Annotated in this window: 16 protein-coding genes and 1 pseudogene; 8 read left to right on the top strand and 9 right to left on the bottom strand. The window is 67.2% G+C overall.

From position 1 onward, the window contains the following. The first annotated feature begins 31 nt into the window (after positions 1-31). Positions 32-784 (top strand): amino acid ABC transporter ATP-binding protein, encoded by a 753-nt coding sequence (locus tag NA10_RS20935; RefSeq protein ID WP_067570561.1) that lies wholly within the window; start codon positions 32-34, stop codon positions 782-784. Between the two features lie 14 nt (positions 785-798). Here the strand turns inward: NA10_RS20935 and NA10_RS20930 are convergent, their stop codons facing one another. The 3 genes from NA10_RS20930 to NA10_RS20920 all read right to left on the bottom strand — a co-directional run bounded on the left by NA10_RS20930 (position 799) and on the right by NA10_RS20920 (position 3155). Further along, complete coding sequence (locus tag NA10_RS20930; RefSeq protein ID WP_067570559.1) at positions 799-1725, bottom strand: alpha/beta fold hydrolase; 927 nt, start codon at positions 1723-1725, stop codon at positions 799-801. Continuing rightward, positions 1722-2153: a helix-turn-helix domain-containing protein gene (locus tag NA10_RS20925; RefSeq protein WP_067570557.1), complete on the bottom strand. Its 432-nt coding sequence runs from the start codon at positions 2151-2153 to the stop codon at positions 1722-1724. Before NA10_RS20925 ends, NA10_RS20930 begins: the two co-directional genes overlap by 4 nt. Positions 2154-2231: 78 nt before the next feature. Beyond that, a complete protein-coding gene (locus NA10_RS20920) occupies positions 2232-3155 on the bottom strand; it encodes a LysR family transcriptional regulator (protein WP_067570555.1) in 924 nt (307 codons plus the stop codon). A 71-nt stretch (positions 3156-3226) separates the two neighbouring features. On the opposite strand from NA10_RS20920, the gene NA10_RS20915 reads away from it, so the two are divergent. Next, a complete protein-coding gene (locus NA10_RS20915; RefSeq protein ID WP_067570553.1) occupies positions 3227-4585 on the top strand; it encodes an FAD-binding oxidoreductase in 1359 nt (452 codons plus the stop codon). Positions 4586-4885: 300 nt separating this feature from the next. On the opposite strand, the gene NA10_RS20905 is transcribed toward NA10_RS20915, so the two are convergent. Together NA10_RS20905 and NA10_RS20900 are read right to left on the bottom strand one after the other, a co-directional pair. Further along, complete coding sequence (locus tag NA10_RS20905) at positions 4886-6556, bottom strand: alpha/beta fold hydrolase (RefSeq protein ID WP_067570550.1); 1671 nt, start codon at positions 6554-6556, stop codon at positions 4886-4888. 67 nt (positions 6557-6623) lie between these two features. Further along, positions 6624-7181 (bottom strand): TetR/AcrR family transcriptional regulator, encoded by a 558-nt coding sequence (locus tag NA10_RS20900; protein WP_067570548.1) that lies wholly within the window; start codon positions 7179-7181, stop codon positions 6624-6626. A gap of 115 nt (positions 7182-7296) precedes the next feature. On the opposite strand from NA10_RS20900, the gene NA10_RS20895 reads away from it, so the two are divergent. Both NA10_RS20895 and NA10_RS39760 read left to right on the top strand, forming a co-directional pair. Continuing rightward, a complete protein-coding gene (locus tag NA10_RS20895; protein WP_067570546.1) occupies positions 7297-8181 on the top strand; it encodes an SPFH domain-containing protein in 885 nt (294 codons plus the stop codon). Further along, positions 8181-8345 (top strand): type II toxin-antitoxin system antitoxin, encoded by a 165-nt coding sequence (locus NA10_RS39760; protein ID WP_507763261.1) that lies wholly within the window; start codon positions 8181-8183, stop codon positions 8343-8345. The genes NA10_RS20895 and NA10_RS39760 overlap by 1 nt, the downstream gene beginning before the upstream one ends. Positions 8346-8471: 126 nt before the next feature. Here the strand turns inward: NA10_RS39760 and NA10_RS20890 are convergent, their stop codons facing one another. Next, positions 8472-9980, bottom strand: a complete 1509-nt coding sequence (locus NA10_RS20890; RefSeq protein WP_084515063.1) for a serine/threonine-protein kinase — start codon at positions 9978-9980, stop codon at positions 8472-8474. 60 nt (positions 9981-10040) lie between these two features. Continuing rightward, on the bottom strand, positions 10041-10913 hold the full coding sequence (locus tag NA10_RS20885; protein WP_067570542.1) for a class I SAM-dependent methyltransferase: 873 nt from the start codon (positions 10911-10913) through the stop codon (positions 10041-10043). Between the two features lie 295 nt (positions 10914-11208). Here NA10_RS20885 and rpsA point away from each other — a divergent pair, with 295 nt between their 5' ends. Together rpsA and NA10_RS20875 are read left to right on the top strand one after the other, a co-directional pair. After that, the gene (gene rpsA, locus NA10_RS20880; RefSeq protein ID WP_067570540.1) at positions 11209-12687 is read left to right on the top strand and encodes a 30S ribosomal protein S1; all 1479 of its coding nucleotides are present in this window, start codon (positions 11209-11211) and stop codon (positions 12685-12687) included. A 241-nt stretch (positions 12688-12928) separates the two neighbouring features. Further along, a complete protein-coding gene (locus NA10_RS20875; protein WP_067570538.1) occupies positions 12929-14458 on the top strand; it encodes a phospholipase C in 1530 nt (509 codons plus the stop codon). Between the two features lie 66 nt (positions 14459-14524). On the opposite strand, the gene NA10_RS36935 is transcribed toward NA10_RS20875, so the two are convergent. Further along, the gene (locus tag NA10_RS36935) at positions 14525-14740 is read right to left on the bottom strand and encodes a hypothetical protein (RefSeq protein ID WP_157556648.1); all 216 of its coding nucleotides are present in this window, start codon (positions 14738-14740) and stop codon (positions 14525-14527) included. Between the two features lie 290 nt (positions 14741-15030). Here NA10_RS36935 and coaE point away from each other — a divergent pair. After that, a pseudogene (gene coaE / locus NA10_RS20870) lies at positions 15031-15975 on the top strand (dephospho-CoA kinase); the annotation flags it as partial. Positions 15976-16041: 66 nt separating this feature from the next. Here coaE and NA10_RS20865 read toward each other — a convergent pair. Beyond that, complete coding sequence (locus NA10_RS20865; RefSeq protein WP_067570536.1) at positions 16042-16566, bottom strand: ribonuclease FAU-1 family protein; 525 nt, start codon at positions 16564-16566, stop codon at positions 16042-16044. A 151-nt stretch (positions 16567-16717) separates the two neighbouring features. On the opposite strand from NA10_RS20865, the gene NA10_RS20860 reads away from it, so the two are divergent. Next, the gene (locus NA10_RS20860) at positions 16718-17149 is read left to right on the top strand and encodes a hypothetical protein (RefSeq protein ID WP_067570647.1); all 432 of its coding nucleotides are present in this window, start codon (positions 16718-16720) and stop codon (positions 17147-17149) included. Positions 17150-17225: the final 76 nt, after the last annotated feature.

The following is a 17225-nucleotide window of genomic DNA, read 5'->3' as shown; positions in this document are numbered from 1 at the left end:
TTTTCCGAGTACCGGCGACTCGTCGACGCCCATGGTGCGCGCCGATCGGGTGTGCAAGAACTTCGGCGCGCTCAATGTGCTGAAGGGGATCTCGCTCGAGGTGGAGCGCGGTGAGGTGATGTGCCTGATCGGGCCGTCCGGCTCGGGCAAGTCCACCTTCCTGCGGTGCATCAACCATCTGGAGGATGTGAACGCCGGAAGGCTCTATGTCGACGGTGAACTCGTCGGCTATCGCGAGAAGGCGGGCAAGCTCTACGAACTGCATCCCCGTGAGGCCGCCCGGCAGCGCCGCGATATCGGCATGGTGTTCCAGCACTTCAACCTCTTCCCGCACCGGACCGTCCTCCAGAATGTCATCGAGGCGCCGACCCAGGTGAAGAAGGTCAAGAAGGCCGACGCCGTGACACGCGCGCGCACGCTGCTGGATCGAGTCGGCTTGGCGGACAAGGCCGATTCGTATCCGGCGCAGCTGTCGGGCGGACAGCAGCAGCGCGTCGCCATCGCGCGCGCACTGGCCATGGATCCCAAACTGATGCTGTTCGACGAGCCCACCTCGGCGCTGGATCCCGAGCTCGTCGGTGAGGTGCTGGGTGTCATGCGCGAACTGGCGGCCGACGGTATGACCATGATCGTGGTGACGCACGAAATGGGCTTCGCCCGCGAGGTCGCCGACCAGCTGGTCTTCATGGACGCGGGCGTGGTGGTCGAAGCGGGCAACCCGCGCGAGGTGCTCGCCAACCCGCAGCACGATCGCACAAAGGCGTTCCTGTCCCGCATCCTGTAGCAGGACAACACCTTTCAGCCCCCGCTCCGAGATTCGGAGCGGGGGCTGGGGTGTGCGAGCAGGAAGTCCAGCACGGTATCGGTCTGATCGAGAATGGCGTGACCCACGCCGGGCAGCATGCGCACCGTGGCGTCGGGGACGAAACGGTGTATGCGGCGGGCGGTTTCGGCCGAGTCGAACATGACATCGCGATCGCCGACGAGGACCAGCACCGGCATGCTGAGGCCGCGCAATTGCGCATCGGTGAACAGCGGCAGCCGTTCCCGGCGCGGATTGAAGTGGGTGAAGGTCGAGGCGATCTCATCCACCACCGCGTCGAGGTGCGCACCCTCGAGGCCGGTGACCGTGCGCGCCGAGCTGCGCGGATCGTGGCGGCCGAGCAGGCGCGGGATGATGGCCTTCAGAATCCATCCGTAGCGCTGTTTGCCGACACCGCCGGGGCACAGCAGCGCCAATTGGGTAATGCGTTCGGGGCGGCGAATGGCGTAATCCAGTGCGGTCCAGCCGCCGAGCGAGATCGCCGCCATGGCGGTGCTCGAAATACCTAGGCCCGCAAGGACATCGTCGAGCCAGAGTGCGACCGCTTCGGAGCCCAGGGCGGGGCGGGACGGTGCGCTGCCGCCGGGCTCGCCGACCATATCGACGGCATACACCCGGAATTCCCTTGCCCAGGAGGCGATATCGCCCCGCCACATGCCCGAGTTGGCCCCCGATCCGTGCAGCAGCACCAGCGGCAGCGCTTCGCGCGGGCCGCTGACAAGGACGAAGGTGTCACCCTCGCGGGTCGGCACCAGGATCTGTTCGGCGGGAATCGGCCAGTCGCGCAGGACCTCTCGATACCGCTCCGCGATGGCGGCCGCGCCGGCGGCGGATTTGTAGATGGGCGCGACCGGTCGCACGGTGTTGTCCGTCGTGCTCGTGGTGTCGTCTGTCGTGCTCATGAGGCGAGCACTCCTTCCAGGTATTCGAGCAGCCGGGCGGTCTCGCCCAGGCTGCCCACGATGATGATCTTGAGTCGAGCGCGTTCGGCGTCGTAGAAGGTCTGGAATCGCAGGGGTTCGTCACCGGCCTGCCGGTTCCCCGTCGCGCCGGTGAGCAGGGACGACACTCGATCCACCGTCGCCCGATCCACCGCGTCGACCTCGACAATGCTCGACACCTCGGCATGACGCTCACGAGAGACGCTCTCGCGCAGCGCATCCGGGACCGGGCGGCCGGTGAATGCCTCCAGATCCGCCTGCGCGATGCGGTACTGCTTGCCGATGCGCACCGCCGGGAGCTTTCCGTCGCGGACGTAGCCGCGCACGGTCCGCACATGTAGGCCCAAGCGTTCGGCGACTTCCTCCACGGAGTACAGACGATCGTTCACGTGAACTACTCTAAACAACCCTATCAGACTTCTCAATAGGGTCGTTTAGGGAAATATTGGTAACCAAATGTGAGATCGCTATCGCTCGACGAAAATGGTCTCCTCGCCCTTCCAGCCGCCCATGGCGATCCGGACCTGCCCCAACAGCACCTTCGCGGCCGGACTCAGTGGCCGATCCCGGTTCCACGCCAGCGCCAGCCGCCCGCGCATCGGGGGATCGATATCGAGCATGCGCACCCCGAGCGCGACCGCGTCCGCCTCGCGCAGCGGCGGCACCACCGCCACACCGAGTCCATAGCGGGCCAGGCGCAGCAGCAGTGGCGGGGCGGCGCCCTCGAAGGCCACCTCCGGCGTCAAACCGGCCGCCGCACAGGAGTTTTCGAGCACCCCTCGAATACCGGTGCCGCGCGGCAGGCAGATGAGCTGATGCTCGCACAGTTCGGCGAGGGTGATGCGATCACCGAATCCGGTGGCATCGGCCGCCACCGCCGCGACGATCACCGAGTCGAAGACCGTCTCCAGCGCGACCGCCGGATCCGGGAGGTCGCGGGTGATTCCGAGCAGCGCGATATCGAGTTCGCCGTGCCGCAGCGCGGCGTACATGTTCTCGGAGGTGTCCTCGGTGAGTGAGATGGCGATCTGCGGATGGTCGCGATGGTAATCGGCCAGCACCCGGGCGAAATCGACCTCGTCATTGGCGGCGCCGGAGATCATCCCGACGCGTACGTGCCCGCGCAGCAGGCCGGTGAATTCGTCCACCGTATGGCCGATGCGCTCGGCGGCCTCCAGGGCGGCCCTGGCATGCGGCAGTACCGCCGCGCCCACCGGAGTGAGACTGACCGTGCGCGTAGAGCGATCCAGAAGTTGTTGTCCCAGTTCGCGTTCCAGCTGCCGTATCTGTGCGCTCAACCCCGGCTGGGCCAGATGCAGCCGGGCCGCGGCGCGGGTGAAATTGGCCTCCTCGACAACGGTGACGAAGTAGCGCAGCTGCCGAAGTTCCATAACTGTTGATTCTAGCTACTAGAAAAACTATCTGTTGGAGTTCTCAATCTGATCGGAGCAGAGTCGTTGACATGACGAAGAACGCGAAGATCGAACTGCCCACCACCACCGGCCCGGTGCGACAGCCGGGCGACAGCGGGTACGACGCCGAGATCGCCGGTTTTCAGACCGCGTACACCCACCGCCCAGCGCTCGTCGTCACCGCCGCGCACGCCGAGGATGTCCGCGCCGCCGTGGAGTACGCGGCCCGCCATGGCCTCCCGGTCGCCGTGCAGGCCACCGGACACGGCCTGTCTGTGCCCGCCGATGGGGGAGTACTCGTCAATACCCGTCGCTTGACCGATATCAAGATCGACCCCGCTACCCGCACCGCCCGCGTCGCGGCCGGGGTGCAGGCCGGTCAGCTCATCGAGGCGGCTGTGGCGCACGGACTCGCGCCGCTGAACGGCTCCTCGAACACCGTCGGCGTCGTCGGCTACACCCTCGGCGGCGGGCTCGGCCTGCTGGCCCGCGAATTCGGTTATGCCGCAGACCATGTGCGCGCCATCGAGATGGTCACCGCGGACGGCCGCCTGCGCCGCCTGGAGCCCGGGGACGAACCCTTCGGCGCGGTGCTGGGCACCGGTGGCAATTTCGGCATCGTCACCGCACTCGAACTCGAATTGGTGCCGGTGACAACGGTGTACGGCGGCCAACTGCAATTCGACGCGGCACTGGTGCCGCAGGCCCTGGAAGGCTGGCGGGTGTGGACCCAGGACCTGCCCGAACAGCTCACCTCCGCCTTCAACATGATGACCATGCCCGATATCCCGCAGCTCCCGCCGCACCTGCGCGGGCGCTACCTGGGGACGATCAATATCGCCTGCACCGGCTCCGAGGCCGAGGGTGAGCGCCTGGTCGCACCGCTGCGCGCGATCGGCGCGCGCTTCACCGACAACCTGAAGGTCATGCCGTATCTGGATACCCATGCCATCCACAGCGATCCGCCGCAGCCGCATCCGTACACCGGCACCGACGCACTGCTCTCGGAGCTGCCCGCCGATGCCACCGACGCCTTCCTGGAGGCCACCGGTCCGGGGTCGGACCTGCCGGTCGTCGCCGGATTCCGGCATCTGGGCGGGGCCCTGGGTCGTCCCGGGCCCTACGAGACCGCGGTCGATCATCGCGATGCCCACTACGTCGCCCGCGCCATCGCCCTGCCCGGCGCGGACGACCGGAGCATCGCCGATGGTCTGGCCCGCATCCGAAAGACCTTGGAGCCCTGGACGATTGGAACAAACCTCAACTTCCTCTACGGCGGCGGCGATCGCGGCGAGGCCGAAACCCGTGCGGCCTACCGCGATTCCACCTATGACCTGCTGACCGCCCTGAAGTCCGAGTACGACCCGCACAACCTCTTCCGCTTCAACCGCAATATCCCGCCGCGCTGACCGGCCCGCGTCGGTGAAACCCCGTGCCCGCGATCGAATCCGATCGCGGGCACGGCCTCGTCGATGGCGAGACCCGTCGTCACCGCGATCAGCGGTGGCGCTCCGGCGGCGCACAAGGGCGCGCCGGCGCTCATGGTCGGCGGCAGTGAGGCCGCCTTCGGGGCACCGTGCGCGCCCGTTCTCCGGTTTCGCCTGGCAGGCTCGGGTGTGGACGGAACCTCGGCGACAGCGGCGTGGGCCTTGACGGGCTCGTGTTCCGCGGCCCGCCTCCTCGCGATATAGCATGCGGCGGTATCGGATTCATGCGATCGCGACAGCGCTGATCACCTGGGTCGCGACCTCGGCGGGGTGCGTGAGCTGCGGGTAGTGCCCGGCCCCGGGGATTTCGATCACCGGGTGGTCGACGGTGGCGGTCAGTGGATCGAGCGAGCCGGTGATGATCCGGACCGGCACGCGCACCCGATCGAGTAGTGCGCGCGATCGCGAGCGGTCGGCGATATCGGCGCGCAGTGCGGCGAGTACCCGGCGGGCTACGCCCGGACGGCCCAGATCCGCTGCGGCGCTGCGCACTTCCTCGCCCCCCGGAATCTCCAGCGTGCGCGCCAGCCGTTCGGCGGATAGGCGGCGCAGCATCGGCGCGGACCAGCGGGTGAGCCATCCGGCGGGTTTCTGGAGAAAGGCGGGGGAGATCAGGACCAGTCCACCGAGGCGGTCCGGATGTTCGGCCGCGAAGCGCAGGGCGGGCGCGCAGGCGGCGGAATGCGCGATGAGCACCGGGCGGGTCCGTACCGGACCGAGCAGATCCACCAGCCACGCATCAACCGAAGGGGCGGCGGACGAGCGACCTTGACCGGGCAGATCGGCGGCCAGGACCGGGCCCGGCAGTTGCGCCGCGAGGGACTCCCACAGGTCGGCGTTCATCGGCAGGCCGTGCAGCAGCACATATTCGGGGCGTTCGCGCTCGCCGATCACCCAGGTGCGACTGCCCGCCACCTCGTGAAATCCGTAGGGGCTCAGCCATGGTGCGGCGGCCCCGAAGCGAGCGGCCACCAGTTCATCGGCCCATTCGCGCAAAGCGACTGCGGCGGAGGGCATTTCCAGGCCCGCGTCGGCGGCGAGCGCGCGGGCGGAGGCGGTCGGATAGCGGTCGGTCGACAGGAATGACAGCGTCTCGGGATCCGCACCGGTCAGTGCGCGCGGCAGGCGGCGCAGCAGCCCGACGGGAATATGTCCCCGTGGTGCTGGCACGCCGAGGTGTTCGGCGACCGTCACGATCAGCTCGGGGAGTGCGGGGGTGGTGTCGTCGAGCACCCAATAATGTTCCCCCGCAGGCGATCCGGGGATTTCGGGGAGGAATTGCGCCAGATAGTCGACCGTGACGATCGGCACGAAGGTGTCGGGACCGCCGGGCAGGGCGGGCAACCGCCCGCCCCACAGCTGTTCGATGAGGGTCGCGGGGCCGATGTACTGGCCCGGGCCGATCACCGCGCTGGGATTGGCGATGGTCAGCGGCACCCCGAGCTGGTGCGCCCGGGCGCGCAGCGCCAGATCGCCCTCGAACTTGGACGCCTCGTACGCGCCCAGCCGGGCATAGTCGGGCTCACCCGTGGCCGCGCTCACCCGGTAGCCGCTGATATGCACCAGTCGTCGCAGCTCGGGAAGTGTTGCGGCCCATTCCAGTACGTGCAGTGCACCGGTGACATTGGTCGCCCGGGCCGCGGTCGCGTCGAGTCCGAAGGCATAGCGGCCCGCGGTGTTGTAGACGTCGCGGACCTCGGGCAATCCGGTGAGCGGATGCCGGATATCCGCGGTGACGAGCGTCAATCCTCCGATATCGCCGCCCCGGTCGAGCAGCCAGGGTGTGAGGGTGTCGGTGCGCACCGCGGCCGCCACCCGCTGTCCGCGCGCCAGTAGTTCGGCGACCAGGGAACGCCCGAGAAAGCCGGTGGCGCCGAAGACGAGTGCATCCATCGCATGTCCTTAATAGATCGGTCTACATATTTTGTGACGAACAAGCGGCCCGCCGGTGCGGGCGGGCTCAGCTCAGTAGGGTGTTCAGTTGGCGGGCAACGCTGTTCAGTGGTTCCCGGCTCCGGTGCGCACGGGCGAGCAGTAGCGCGCCCTCGATCAGCGCGAGGAGGGTGACCGCGAGGTCCTCGGCATCCGGGCGGTCCGCCAGTCGGGTGCGCAGCGTGGTCTCCCAGTCGGTGTAGACCTCCGAAACCGCCTGTTGCAGTGGGTCATTGGTGGCCGCGGTCTCGAGGGCGACGGTCGCCACCGGACAGCCCTTGCGCCAGCCGGAGTCCTCCAGCCGGTCGCCGAGTTGGCGCAGGATCGCCGCCAGGAATTCCCGAGCCGAGCCGGTGGTGTCGGCCAGGGCGGTGAGGCTGTCCCCGATCGCCGTTCCGGCCCGCCGGATCGAGGCGCCGACCATCTGGTCCTTACCGCCGGGGAAGTGGAAGTACAGCGAACCGCGCGGTGCGCCGCTGGCCGCGACGACCTGATTGAGTCCGGCACCGAAATATCCGGAGGTCTCCATCAACTCCTGCGTCGCGTCCAGTAGTCGGTCCCGCGTTTCGGCGCCCTTCTGTCCCATAGCGGAAAACTAGACCGATCTACATATTTTGGCAACCCGCCGTCCGGGAACGCCCTTGGCGGCGACCCGTTCGCGCGCTATCGTCGTGATATCACTTCGATACTAGGAGAGTGTCATGGAGATGCGTCGGGCGTTCCGCGTGAACGGGTTTCTGATGCTGGGCTTGTTCATACTTTTCGGGGTGCTGATCGTCGTCGCGCTGTCGGTGATCGGCAAGAACGCGAACGGTGAGGGTGGTGCGGCGCCCGCCGGGATCGCCCTGCTGATCATCGGCATACTCGGGGCCATCGTTGTCCTGACCGGGTTCATCGTGGTGAATCCCAACCAGGCCAAGGTGGTTCAGTTCTTCGGCCGGTACATCGGCTCGGTGAGCGAGCCCGGCTTCCACTGGGTGACGCCGTTCAGCAGCCGGCGCGGCATCTCACTGCGGGTCCGGAACTTCGAGACCCAGAAGCTGAAGGTCAATGAGGCCGACGGCAATCCGGTGGAGATCGCCTGCGTCGTGGTCTACCGCGTCGTCGACAGCTTCAAGGCCGCCTTCGCCGTCGATGATTACGAGCAGTACGTGGAGACCCAGTCCGAGGCCGCGGTCCGCCACCTCGCCACCACGCACCCGTATGACGCGCACGACGACAGCACCCGGATCAGCCTGCGCGACGGCGCGACCGTGGCCGAGGAGCTGACCGTCGAATTGCGCGAGCGCACCGAGCTCGCGGGTATCGAGGTGCTGGAGGCCCGCATCACCCACCTCGCGTACGCCCCGGAGATCGCGCAGGCCATGCTCGTTCGCCAGCAGGCCTCGCAGATCGTCGCGGCCCGCACCCGTATCGTCGAGGGCGCGGTCGGCATGGTCGGCCTGGCCCTGGATCGCCTCGCCGAACAGGGCATGGTCGAACTCGACGAGGAGCGCAAGGCGGCAATGGTCTCCAACCTGCTGGTGGTCCTGTGCGGCGATCGCGCCGCCCAGCCCGTCGTCAACACCGGCACCCTCTACAGCTGATGTCGGCGGCCAAACGCGAGCCGAAGCGAGTCCTGCTGCGGCTGGACCCCGCCGTCCACGACGCCATCGCCAAATGGGCCGCCGACGACCTCCGCAGCATCAACGCCCAAATCGAGTACGCCCTCCGCGCAGCTCTCAAAGCCGCTGGGCGAGAAGCGAAATAGCGGAATCCGACGCCCCGTCGCACCCATCGTGCGGCGGGGTTCTTCCCGGTGTGCGGCCGGTGCCGACCTCCGGCCGTACCGGCTCGCGGCCGATCGGTGCACGAACTGGGCCTGCCGCACCGGCGGTCAGGAAATCGGGTCGGCACTGTCGATCACGAGTGTGTCGCCAGTGCGCACCAGATGGGCGCGGCGCTGTTCGGCGGCGGCCGGTGTGCCATTGTTGTAGCGGAACGACAGGCGATAGGTGACCGTCATCGAATTCGGATCGGCGGTCACATCCGAGATCGTGACGGAATCGACTGTGCCCCAGAAGGATCGGTAGACATCGTAGCCGCCGATATAGCCTTGGTAGCGCGGGGTCAGCCGCGCCCATGCCGCCGCCGGATCCCCCGGCAGCAGGGCGTAATGCCCCCGGACGAAATCGGCCAGGGCGCTCGCGGTATCGGCCGGGGGCGGGGTGATCACGGGGCTCGCCCCGGTCAGCGGACCCGTACCGGGGGCCGCGCTCCCGGTGTGCACCGGACTCGGGGGAACCATGGTGGTGGCCTGAGGACCGGGCGCGGTCGCGGAATTCGATGAGGTCGAGCCCTGGCGCACCATGGGGACCACGACCACCCCGATCGCGATGAGCACCGCCATGGCGGTGGCGGCCCACAGCAGCGCGCTGAACGAGCGCTTGGCCGGGTCGGGGGCGGCCGCGCGCACCACCTGGGTGTCGGCGGTCGAGACGGGTGTGGTGTGCGGCCCGACCCGCGGTGGCTGAAGCGAATTGACCTGCGTGACAGCGGTATTCGGCTCCGGCGCGGCGAACCCGGCAGCAGACCGCCGCGCCGCGATGCGCGCCGCCTCGGCCAGCGCGCCCGCCGTCGGATAGCGATCGGCCGGATTCTTGGCCATACCGCGGGCGATGACCGCGTCGAAGTCGACGGCGATGCCCGGGCCGCTCACCGAGGGCCTGGGCGGCGGCGCGGACAGGTGGGCGGCGATCTGGCGTTCGACGCTGTTGCCCGGAAACGGTTTCGAGCCCGCCAGGCATTCGTACAGCACGCAGGCGAGCGAGTACACATCCGCGCGACCGTCGTACGCGTCATTGGCGAGCCGCTCGGGAGCCATATAGGCGAAGGTGCCGATGGCCGCGCCCATGGTGGTCAGGTCGGAGTCGTTCTCGCCCCGGGCGATTCCGAAATCGATCAGGTAGGCGAACCCGTCCGGGGTGGTGAGGATGTTGGAGGGCTTCACATCTCGATGCACCAGACCGGCTCGATGCGCGGCATCGAGGGCGGCGGCGATCTGCGCGAGGGTCTCGACGGCGCGCACGGGGGCGAGCCGTCCGGAATCGGCGAGCACCGTCGCCAGGTCGATCCCCTCGACCAGCCGCATATCCAGGAAGAGTCGCCCGTCGATCTCCCCGTACCCGTGGATCGGAATGATGTGCGGTTCGCTCAGCCGCGCCGCCGCCTGTGCCTCGCGCCGGAACCGCTCCCGGTACACCGGATCATGCGCGAACTGCGGCGGCAGCACCTTGAGCGCCACCACCCGCTCGGTCTCATTGTCGAAGGCGCGGTAGACCCGCCCCATACCCCCTTCGCCGAGCAGCCCGAGAAGCCGATACCGCCCGAACGGACTTTCCTGCACCTGGTACGCCTACCACACCCGGGCTCGACACGGCAGTCCCGGCGCGATGGCCGGGATCGTTCAAGCGGGTTTCTCGGTGACGAAAATGGCTGTGCCGGGGAAGATCTCACCCCGCAGCGGACTCCACTGACCCCATTCGCGCTCCAGCCACTCCGGCCATTCGGGTTCGATGATGTCGACCAAAGTCAGTCCGGCGGAGACGATCTCGCGCACCCGATCGCCGATGGTGCGGTGATGCTCGACATAGGTGGGCTCCCCGTCCCCGTCCAACTCCACGTACGGCGTGCGGTCGAAGTACGGGATGGTGGCGCGCAGCCCCTCCGGTCCGGGATCGTCCGGGAAGATCCAGCGCATGGGGTGGTTGACGGAGAACACCCACCGCCCACCCGGCCGCAGCACCCGCGCCACCTCGCTCATGACCTGTCCCGAGTCGGCCACGAACGGCACTCCGCCGAAGGCCGAGCACGCCAGATCGAAGCTGGCGTCCGTGAACGGCAGCGCCTCCGCGCCCGCCTGCACCAGCGGCACCCGCGGACCGCCCGCCGCCATGGCGCTCCTGCCGCGTTCGAGCATCTGCCGCGAGATGTCGAGTCCGACCGGATGCGCCCCGTGCGCGGCGAGCCAGCGCGAGCACGGCGCGGACCCGCAGCCGATCTCCAATATGTGCTTGTCCACAATGTCGCCGAGCAGTCGCCAGTCACCCTCGTGCATGCCCTCCGGACACCAGATGAACTCGCCCGCAGCCGAATCCACGCCCAGGAAATCCGCGTGCGTCTCGTGGTAGGCCGCGGCGTCCGCGTCCCACCATCGGCGACTGGCTCTTTCGCTGGCGGTGGAGTCAATCTTGGTGCGCGCCACTCCCACCGTTCCGAGCAGGGAATTCGCCTCGGCATGACGGGTATCATCGGGGGGCGTGGGGAGATCTTCGGCCATTGCGTAACCCTATCGACTCGCGCCGGGGGACCCGTGTTTGCTTGGTACAACAGACCTCGCGTACGCTGTTTCCCGCGAGTGTCTTCTGTACTCGATTCTCTGGGGTAACTCACGGGGGCGAGCAGAGCAGACAATCGTGCTGTGAGTCCGCATGCTTTTCAGGGCAGCGTTGTGCTCCGCCACAGCGATGTGCTGTCGCATGACCAACGTTAGTTCCATCAGCTGTGTGTTCGCAGCAATACCGAAAGCCCACATGCCCACTACCGACCACAATCCGTCCGGAGCAACCTCACACATGCCCACTACTGTGACCTCGCCGCAGGTAGCCGTTAATGACATCGGCACTGCCGAGGACTTCCTCGCCGCTATCGACAAGACGATCAAGTACTTCAACGACGGCGATATCGTCGAAGGCACCATTGTCAAGGTCGATCGTGACGAGGTCCTTCTCGACATCGGTTACAAGACCGAAGGCGTCATCCCCTCTCGCGAACTCTCCATCAAGCACGATGTCGACCCGAATGAGGTCGTTTCCGTGGGTGATGAGGTCGAGGCCCTCGTTCTCACCAAGGAGGACAAGGAAGGCCGCCTGATCCTGTCGAAGAAGCGCGCGCAGTACGAGCGGGCTTGGGGCACGATCGAGGAGCTCAAGGAGAAGGACGAGGCCGTCAAGGGCACCGTCATCGAGGTCGTCAAGGGCGGCCTGATCCTCGACATCGGTCTCCGCGGCTTCCTCCCCGCTTCGCTCGTCGAGATGCGTCGTGTCCGCGACCTCCAGCCGTACGTCGGCAAGGAGATCGAGGCCAAGATCATCGAGCTCGACAAGAACCGCAACAACGTGGTGCTCTCGCGTCGCGCTTGGCTGGAGCAGACCCAGTCCGAGGTCCGCTCCGAGTTCCTGCACCAGCTGCAGAAGGGCCAGGTCCGCAAGGGCGTCGTGTCCTCCATCGTCAACTTCGGCGCCTTCGTGGACCTGGGTGGCGTCGACGGCCTGGTGCACGTCTCCGAGCTGTCCTGGAAGCACATCGATCACCCGTCCGAGGTTGTCGAGGTCGGCAACGAGGTCACCGTCGAGGTGCTCGACGTCGACCTGGACCGCGAGCGTGTCTCCCTGTCGCTCAAGGCGACTCAGGAAGACCCGTGGCGTCAGTTCGCCCGGACCCACGCGATCGGTCAGATCGTCCCGGGCAAGGTCACCAAGCTGGTTCCGTTCGGCGCTTTCGTGCGCGTCGAAGAGGGCATCGAGGGCCTGGTGCACATCTCCGAGCTGGCCGAGCGCCACGTCGAGGTCCCGGACCAGGTTGTCGCAGTCGGCGACGACGCGATGGTCAAGGTCATCGACATCGACCTCGAGCGTCGTCGTATCTCGCTGTCGCTGAAGCAGGCGAACGAGGACTACAACGCCGAGTTCGATCCGTCCAAGTACGGCATGGCGGACAGCTACGACGACCAGGGCAACTACATCTTCCCCGAGGGCTTCGATCCCGAGACCAACGAATGGCTCGAGGGCTTCGACAAGCAGCGTGAAGAGTGGGAAGGCCGGTACGCCGAGGCCGAGCGTCGCCACAAGATGCACACCGCTCAGATGGAGAAGATGGCGGCCGACGCCGCCGCTGAGGCCGCCAACGGCGGACCGCAGAACTACTCCTCCGAGACCGGTTCGCAGGCCGCCGCTTCGTCGTCGTCCTCCTCGCCGACCGAATCCGCCGGTGGCTCGCTCGCGAGCGACGCCCAGCTGGCCGCACTGCGTGAGAAGCTGTCGGGCAACGCCTGATTCGCAGCTGACGCGGTAACGCGATAGTCGACAAGTCCCCGAGTCCCTTTGGACTCGGGGACTTTCGCTGTTCGCACCGCGGTGAGAGGTAGCTCTCGCCCCGGGAAACCCCGGGGATACCGGGGATTCGCTGTCCGGACATCGCCGGCGGGTTGGATGCAGGTGTCGTGCCGGGACCGAAGGGACTCGGCACGCTAACGTGTCTCTGATTCTGGCTTCTCAGGAAAGGCGCTACCGAAGCATGGGTGTGTTCGACGGCATCAACAGGCGTGACTTCATGGCCAAGGCCATGGTCGCGGGCGGGGCGGGAATGCTGGCCTCCTGGGCCAATCCGATTATCGATCGCGCGTACGCCGCCGATCCCGCGGGGATGGGCGGACTCGGCGATATCGAGCACTTCGTGCTGCTGATGCAGGAGAACCGATCCTTCGATCACTACTTCGGAACCCTTTCCGGCGTACGCGGATTCGACGATCCGTCACCGGCGTGGAACCAGTACGGGTACGCGCCCGGGGTGGGGCCCACCCCAGACGGTTTCATCAACCCGTTCCGGCTGGACACCGAACGCGGCCCGTCCCTGGACGGTGAGTGCATCAACGATCCCGACCACACCTGGGCGGGCATGCACAGGGCGTGGAACAACGGGAAGAACGACGGCTGGATGCCGATGTCCATCGCCTCGGTCGGCGCGGCGAACGGTCCCGCGGCCATGGGCTACTACACCCGCGCCGATATTCCGGTGCACTACGATCTCGCCGACGCCTTCACCATCGCCGACAACTACCACTGCTCGGTGCTCGGACCCACCGATCCCAATCGGCTGTACTGGGTTTCGGCCACCATCGACCCGGACGGCGTGGCCGGTGGACCGCTGCTCGAGACGCCCACCATGATTCCGCAGAACGCGTACAGCTGGCGGACCATGCCGGAGAACCTCTCCGATGCCGGGGTGAGCTGGAAGATCTACAACAATCGCGATGTGGGGCCGTTGTCCTCGGTGATCCTGGACGGCATGATGGGGTGCTTCAAACAGGCCGCCGATCCGGCCTCGGAGCTGGCGCGCCGGGGTAAGGCCCCGGTGTACCCGAGCGATTTCGCCGCCGATGTGGCCGCGGATCAGCTGCCCAATGTCTCCTGGGTGATTCCGTCCCTGCTCAATTGCGAACATCCCGCGCTGCCACCGGCTTTGGGCGCGGTCGGCATCATGCAGGTGCTGGACATCCTCACCTCGAATCCGAAGGTGTGGGAGAAGACCGCGCTGATCGTCAGCTATGACGAGAACGGCGGCTTCTTCGATCACGTGACGCCACCGACCCCGCCGCCGGGAACCGCCGGTGAATACCTGACCGTTCCCCTGGACCAGGCGCACAAATCCGAGGGCATCGCCGGACCGATCGGCCTGGGCTATCGCGTGCCGTGCTTTGTCATCTCGCCGTACAGCCGCGGTGGACTCGTCGCCTCGGAGACCTTCGACCACACCTCGCAGCTGCGGCTGCTGGAGCGCCGCTTCGGGGTGGACGTGCCGAACCTGACCGCCTGGCGGCGCGGTGTCACCGGCGATATGACCTCGACCTTCGACTTCCGGTCGTCGCCGGACGCGGCGAAGCCCGCCGTCGGCCCGGCGGACCGAAAGCTGAATGCCGCACTGGCGCAGTGTGGTCCGAACCTCGCCCTGGGTACGGCGAATGCCGGTACGCCGTATCCGGTGCCGCCCAACGCCATGCCCGCGCAGGAGCCGGGGACCCGTCGCAGGCCCAGCGGTCTGGTCTGACCCCGCGCCGCGCACGCGTTAGTGGCCCAGTCCCGGAAGGGGCTGGGCCACAAGCGCTTTCGCACGTCAGACGGCGGTGGCGGGTACCCATTGGACGGCGGCGGGGCGCTCGGCGCGTTTTCGCATGGAGGCGAAGCTGTGCCGGGCGGGGCTGAGCAAAGCGGAAAGCCAACCGCGGCGATGCTCGGCGAGCGCCGCTGCGACCGCGGGGATCTCGATGCAGTGCATCATGCCCGGCAGTCCCAGACGGTGCCGACCCGTCTGGATGTTTCTGGTGCCCAATGGTGTTCCTTCTCCTACGTGTTTCCCGGCCCTGGATCGCCTGCGGCGAACCTTAGCGGAACAAAAGTGTGCGACGCCGTATTTTGCACGACATTCGCCCCGGCGTGTCGGAATGTTGCCGACAAACGGTTCGGATTGGCCGAAATAGTTGCGAATTGGTCTCGTGAATATCACGGAATGGGCAAACTCTCCGCCCGGTGGTGAATTCGCCCGAGTCACTGGGTAATCGGTACTTTCGGCAGGTGAGGGGTGGTGTGCGCGATCACGGGCGCGGCTGTCAGACTTGTCGAATGTTGCGAATCGGTCTCACCGGAGGCATGGGAGCGGGCAAATCCACCGTGGCCCGCATTCTCGTCGAACACGGCGCGTTGCTGGTGGACAGCGACCTTATCGCGCGCGAAGTAGTGGCGCCCGGCACCCCGGGATTGGCGGCCTTGGTCGCCGCATTCGGGGACGATATCCTCGCCGCCGACGGCAGCCTGGACCGACCGGCCCTGGCAGCCAAGGCCTTCGCCAGCGACGAGGCCCGTGCGACCCTCAACGGCATCACCCATCCGCTGGTCGGTCAGCGCACCAACGAACTGGTCGCCTCGGCTCCCGCGGACGGCATTGTAGTGCAGGACATTCCGCTGCTGGTGGAGAACGGGCTCGCCCCCTTCATGAATCTGGTGGTGGTGGTGGACGCCGCGCAGGAACTGCGATTGCGCCGCCTGGTGGAGTTCCGCGGGGTCGACGAGGCCGATGCGCGGAGTCGAATCGCCGCGCAGGCCACCGATGCGCAGCGCCGGGCCGTCGCCGATGTGCTGCTGGACAACAATGGCGACGAGGGGGCGGTCGCCCCCGCGGTGCACGCGCTCTGGACCGAGCGGCTCATCCCCTTCGAACGCAATCTGCGCACCCGCACCCCCGCCGCCCGTCCGGCGGAATCGGCTGTGGTCGAGGCCAATCCGGGGTGGCCGGTCCAGGCCGAGCGCATCATCGCGCGGCTCGCGGTGGCCTGTGCGGCCGATGCGCTGCGCATCGAACATGTGGGGCCCACCGCCGTCGCGGGCAAGCCCGCCGAGGATATCCTCGATATCCGTATCACCGTCGCCGATGCGACCGTGGCCGAGGGGCTGCGAGATCGGTTGGCCGATGCCGGGTTCCCGCGCGACACCGGTCGCCCGGCCGCTGCGGGGGAGTGGCCGCACGCCGGCGCCGACCCGGGGCGGCTGGTGAATGTGGTTGTCGCCGTGGGTAACTGACGCACGCGACAACCGATACGAGGTCGCCGTGGCGCACTCGGCCGCGGCTAACCGGAACTACATCCACGTCAGGGTGATATCCCGTGCGCGCAGCCAGTCCTCGAAACTGTGCCCGTGCGCGGCGATTCCGTCGATGACGGTGGTCGCGGTCTCGATGGCGCGCTGCGCCTCGGTGAGTTCGAGATAGCCCGCGGCGTGCGCGGCGAGCAGTTCGTCCACATCGAGCAGCTCGACCTCGCGGCTGCTGCGCACCACCAGATCCAGGTAGTGGTCGACCGATCTCCACTTCTTCGGGGCGACCTGCGCGTATTCACCGATATCGATGTAGTAGTCCTGATCGCGCAGGTGCGCCGGGGTGAAGTGGAAGACCGTCGCGCGAATGGACAGGCTTGGCAGCAGCCAGGATTCGATGTAGTGGAACTCGGGGTGATCCGAGGTGCGCGCCATGTACAGCCCCCACGGTTCGACGTGGTAGCGCTCGACCTGTCGCACGAAGCCCTTGGGGTCGATATTGGTGAGTTCCTCGACATTGAAGTACTCAACCTTGGGTCGGTGGAGGTCAACCGCGGAAGACTGAGTCATGCGGTAAGCATTGCGTGTCGCGGCGGCATCGTCCAGGGGACGGTGACGGATTCGGCCGAGTTTCGGCGAAACCCAAATGTGAAACACTGCCTTCCGTTACGGTGCGGCTACCCATAACTGCCGTGGGTAGTTCGAATCAAGGGAAGTAATGATGAAGGTACAGAGCGTTCGCGCTCGCCGGGCCGGGATGGGAGTCACCGCCTTCGGCGTGATGGCCGCCACCATGGTCCTGGCCGCACCCCAGGCCGGCGCGTGGGTCGGCAACCTCGAGGTCTCCGGGGGGTCCGAACACAAGACCGGATGCAGCTACACCATTACCGCATCGGTCGAGATCGACCGGCTCTCGACGGTGAAGTTCACCGACAACGGCGCGGACATCCCGGGCAGCCCGGTCGCCCCGTCGCTGCTGAGCAATAAGGTCACCATCAAGTGGACCCCCGCCACCGCGGGCAACCACAGGCTGGAGGCCCGGCAGATTCTGATCAGCGACTCGATCGACGTCCAGGTGACCGCGGGCAGCGGCACCGGCAGCCTGGGCTGCGGCGGCGGACTCGGCGGACTGCTCCCCAGCTTCTCCGGCTAACCGCGCGCGAGAACCTGCCGCACGCGAAAGCCGCCCGGGCCGAACACAATACGAACCGGGTGGTTTTTCGTGCGTA

The sequence above is a fragment of the Nocardia acidivorans NBRC 108247 genome (assembly GCF_001625085.1).
GTDB lineage: Bacteria > Actinomycetota > Actinomycetes > Mycobacteriales > Mycobacteriaceae > Nocardia > Nocardia acidivorans.
Note: the sequence above shows the minus strand (reverse complement) of the source record. Positions and strands in the feature narration are given on the sequence as shown.

Excerpts from the sequence above, each read along its gene's own strand:
- NA10_RS20935 (WP_067570561.1), top strand. The coding sequence starts at position 32 with ATGGTGCGCGCCGATCGGGTGTGCAAGAACTTCGGCGCGCTCAATGTG.
- NA10_RS20930 (WP_067570559.1), bottom strand. The coding sequence starts at position 1,725 with ATGAGCACGACAGACGACACCACGAGCACGACGGACAACACCGTGCGA.
- NA10_RS20920 (WP_067570555.1), bottom strand. The coding sequence starts at position 3,155 with ATGGAACTTCGGCAGCTGCGCTACTTCGTCACCGTTGTCGAGGAGGCC.
- NA10_RS20915 (WP_067570553.1), top strand. The coding sequence starts at position 3,227 with ATGACGAAGAACGCGAAGATCGAACTGCCCACCACCACCGGCCCGGTG.
- NA10_RS20905 (WP_067570550.1), bottom strand. The coding sequence starts at position 6,556 with ATGGATGCACTCGTCTTCGGCGCCACCGGCTTTCTCGGGCGTTCCCTG.
- NA10_RS20900 (WP_067570548.1), bottom strand. The coding sequence starts at position 7,181 with ATGGGACAGAAGGGCGCCGAAACGCGGGACCGACTACTGGACGCGACG.
- NA10_RS20895 (WP_067570546.1), top strand. The coding sequence starts at position 7,297 with ATGGAGATGCGTCGGGCGTTCCGCGTGAACGGGTTTCTGATGCTGGGC.
- NA10_RS39760 (WP_507763261.1), top strand. The coding sequence starts at position 8,181 with ATGTCGGCGGCCAAACGCGAGCCGAAGCGAGTCCTGCTGCGGCTGGAC.
- NA10_RS20885 (WP_067570542.1), bottom strand. The coding sequence starts at position 10,913 with ATGGCCGAAGATCTCCCCACGCCCCCCGATGATACCCGTCATGCCGAG.
- rpsA (WP_067570540.1), top strand. The coding sequence starts at position 11,209 with ATGCCCACTACTGTGACCTCGCCGCAGGTAGCCGTTAATGACATCGGC.
- NA10_RS20875 (WP_067570538.1), top strand. The coding sequence starts at position 12,929 with ATGGGTGTGTTCGACGGCATCAACAGGCGTGACTTCATGGCCAAGGCC.
- NA10_RS20865 (WP_067570536.1), bottom strand. The coding sequence starts at position 16,566 with ATGACTCAGTCTTCCGCGGTTGACCTCCACCGACCCAAGGTTGAGTAC.
- NA10_RS20860 (WP_067570647.1), top strand. The coding sequence starts at position 16,718 with ATGAAGGTACAGAGCGTTCGCGCTCGCCGGGCCGGGATGGGAGTCACC.